The following is a 3,238-nucleotide window of genomic DNA, read 5'->3' as shown; positions in this document are numbered from 1 at the left end:
GTAGCGGGGGCGGGCGGTGGCAGGTGTGGGCGGTAGCAGCACTGTAAGCGCTGACGGTGTCACGGGCCGCCGCGCCGGATGACCTCCGCGTACCAGTGGGCGCTGTCCTTCGGCGTACGGCGCTGGGTCGCGTAGTCGACGTGCACGATGCCGAAGCGGGGCCCGTAGCCGAAGGACCACTCGAAGTTGTCGAGGAACGACCAGACGAAGTAGCCCTTGAGCGGCACACCGCGGTCGATCGCCCGTGCGCAGGCGTGGAGATGGCCGTCCAGGTAGGCGATCCGGTCCGCGTCGTGCACCACCTCGCGCACCGCACCGTGCGCCCCGTCCCGCTCGACCACGTCGTCGAAGGCGGCGCCGTTCTCCGTGATGTACAGGGGTACGGCCGGATAGTCGGCCTTGAGCCGCAGGAGGAGGTCCAGGAGTCCCCGCTCGTCGATCTCCCAGCCCATCGCGGTGCGCGGCCGGCCGCCGTCGGCGACACGGACCAATGGCGAGCCCACATAGGCGGATTGGACCGGTGTAGTGCTGCCCGCGACCAGCATCGGCGCGTAGTAGTTGATGCCCAGGTGGTCCAGCGGCGCGCCGATCCGCTTCAGGTCGCCGTCGCGGATGTGGCCGGTGCCGGTGATCTCGCGGAGGTCGTCGAGCACGTCGTCGGGGTAGGCGCCGCGCAGCAGCGGGTCGAGGAAGAGGCGGTTCTGCATGCCGTCGACCCGGCGGGCCGCGTCCAGGTCGGCGGGCTCGGTGCCGAGCGGGGTGACGTGGGTGAGGTTGAGCGTGATGCCGACGTGCGAGTCGCCGTCCCGTATCGCCTCCGCCGCCAATCCGTGGGCGAGCAGCAGGTGATGGGCGGCGCGTACGGCGGCGCCGGGCTCGCGGCGGCCGGGTGCGTGGCGGCCCGTGGCGTAGCCGAGGAAGGCCGAGCACCAGGGCTCGTTGAGGGTGGTCCAGTGGGCGACGCGGTCGCCCAGCGCCTCGTGCGCGAGGGCCGCGTACTCGGCGAACCGCTCGGCCGTGTCCCGCACCGGCCAACCACCGGCGTCCTCCAGCGGCTGGGGCAGGTCCCAGTGGTAGAGGGTGGGCCAGGGCTGGATGCCGTGGTCCAGCAGGGTGTCCGTGAGACGGCGGTAGAAGTCGAGGCCGCGCTGGTTCGCCGGGCCGGAGCCGGTCGGCTGGATCCGGGGCCAGGCGAGGGAGAACCGGTAGGCGCGCAGGCCGAGTTGGGCCATCAGTGCGATGTCCCCGGGGAAGCGGTGGTAGTGGTCGGCCGCGACGGCCCCGGTGTCACCGCCCTGGACGGCACCCGGCGTGGCGGCGAAGGTGTCCCAGATCGAGGGCCCCCGGCCGTCCTCCGCGACCGCGCCCTCGATCTGATAGCTCGATGTGGCGGCGCCCCACAGGAAGCCGGGACCGAACGTGTTCACTGACTCGAACTCACTGACTTGAACCTCCGTCTACGGGATTTTCCGAGAGCGGTGACAATCGGAGTGCCCTCGTCCTTGATGTGAATATCGCTGCTGAACTGCTATGGAACTGGGTTGACGCCACAGTCCGGCCGGTTCCAATGCGATGCCTCCGTCAGAAACTGGAAGCGCTAACAGTCGCAGACTAGAAGCGGAACGTTCAGTCTGTGAAGGGTCCGGACGCGGAAAGGCTGTGGAAACGACTCCTGTGCGTGAAGTCTTGACAGCCTCGTCGCCCCCACCCACCATCTGGCACTGACGCCGCACCGAGCCGGGACCCTGTCACCGAGAGGGCCCGGTATGTTCCGCAGGACCAGATTTCGCAGAGCCGAATTCCGCAGAACCGAATTCCGCAGGACCAGATGGGGCGCGGTCCTCCTCGCGCCCGCCCTGACCGTCGCCACCCTGGTCGCGACGCCCGTGCTTCCCGTGACGTCCGCGCAGGCCGCGGACGCGCCCTACGAACGGGTGCTCAACGGCACGTTCGACAACGGCAAGACCTCGTGGTGGAGCAGCGGCAACACGCCGTCCACCGTCAACTCGGGGCGCCTGTGCGCCGATGTCCCCGGCGGGACCGTCAACGTGTGGGACTCGATGATCGGCCAGAACGACATCCCACTGGAGGCTGGCCGGCCCTACACCCTGAGCTTCACGGCCTCCGCCACCCGGGACGTGTCGATCCACGCCGTACTGCAACTGCCCGCCGCCCCGTTCACGACCACCCTCAACAAGACCGCCGCCGTCACCACCACACCGAAGACCTTCCAGTTCACGGGCAACTCCACCGCGGCGAACCTGCACGCCCAGCTCTCCTTCCAACAGGGCGGCGCCGCCCAGCCGTTCACCCTCTGCCTCGACGACGTCTCCCTCACCGGCGGCGCGACACCCCCGGGCGGCGGACGCGACTTCGGCTCTCCGGTGCGGACGAACCAGTACGGCTACGCGGTCCACGGCCCCAAGAAGGCGTCGATCGTCAACTCTTCGACGAATCCAGTGAGTTGGCGCCTGCTTGACGGTTCGGGCGCGGTCGTGAAGTCGGGACGCATTCACGTCCAGGGCACGGACACCGCCTCCGGTGACCACGTACACATCGCCGACTTCAGCTCGGTGCGCAAGGCCGGCACGGGCTACACGCTCGTGGTCGGCGACGCGACCAGCTATCCGTTCGCCATCGCGGAGAACCCCTACACCGCCCTGCGCAAGGACGCGTTGGGCTACTTCTACGACGTCCGCAGCGGCACGCCCATCGAGGCCCAGTACGCCGGCGACGCCTACGCCCGACCCGCCGGACACGTCGGTGTGGCCCCCAACAAGGGCGACACCAACGTGCCCTGCCTGCCCGGCACTTGCGACTACTCCCTCGACGTCCAGGGTGGTTGGTACGACGCGGGCGACCAGGGCAAGTACGTCGTCAACGGGGCCCTCGCGGCCTGGCAGTTGATGGACTCCTACGAACGCTCCCGCGCCCAGGGCGACTTCGCCGGGCTGCGTGACGGACTGCTCAGCATCCCCGAGAACCACAACGGCGTCCCGGACGTACTCGACGAGTCCCGCCAGGAGACGGAGTTCCTGCTGAGCATGCAGGTCCCGGCGGGCGAACCACTGGCCGGCATGGTCCACCACAAGGTCCACGACCTGGCCTGGACGTCGCGCTGGCGGGCAGCGTCGGCGCCCTCGCCACCGCGCCGAACGCCCTCGCGTCCACCGAAACCGACGCCGAGGAGTCGGCGGCCGAATACGGCAACGGCGGGCACGTCGGCGTCGGCTACGGA

At 69.6% G+C, this 3,238-nt stretch carries 2 protein-coding genes; one reads left to right on the top strand and one right to left on the bottom strand.

All coding sequences use genetic code 11. From position 1 onward, the window contains the following. Positions 1–59: 59 nt before the first annotated feature. Positions 60–1,427 (bottom strand): GH1 family beta-glucosidase, encoded by a 1,368-nt coding sequence (locus ACNFOC_RS52610; RefSeq protein ID WP_416966059.1) that lies wholly within the window; start codon positions 1,425–1,427, stop codon positions 60–62. 339 nt (positions 1,428–1,766) lie between these two features. On the opposite strand from ACNFOC_RS52610, the gene ACNFOC_RS52605 reads away from it, so the two are divergent. Then, a partial coding sequence (locus ACNFOC_RS52605; RefSeq protein ID WP_416966058.1) for a glycoside hydrolase family 9 protein occupies positions 1,767–3,238 on the top strand: 1,472 nt, incomplete at its 3' end.

Origin of the sequence: Streptomyces colwelliae (assembly GCF_048158785.1) — a bacterium.
In the GTDB taxonomy this organism is placed as follows: Bacteria; Actinomycetota; Actinomycetes; order Streptomycetales; family Streptomycetaceae; genus Streptomyces.
The sequence above is the reverse complement of the archived record's forward strand: the minus strand, read 5'-3'. Positions and strand labels throughout refer to the sequence as shown.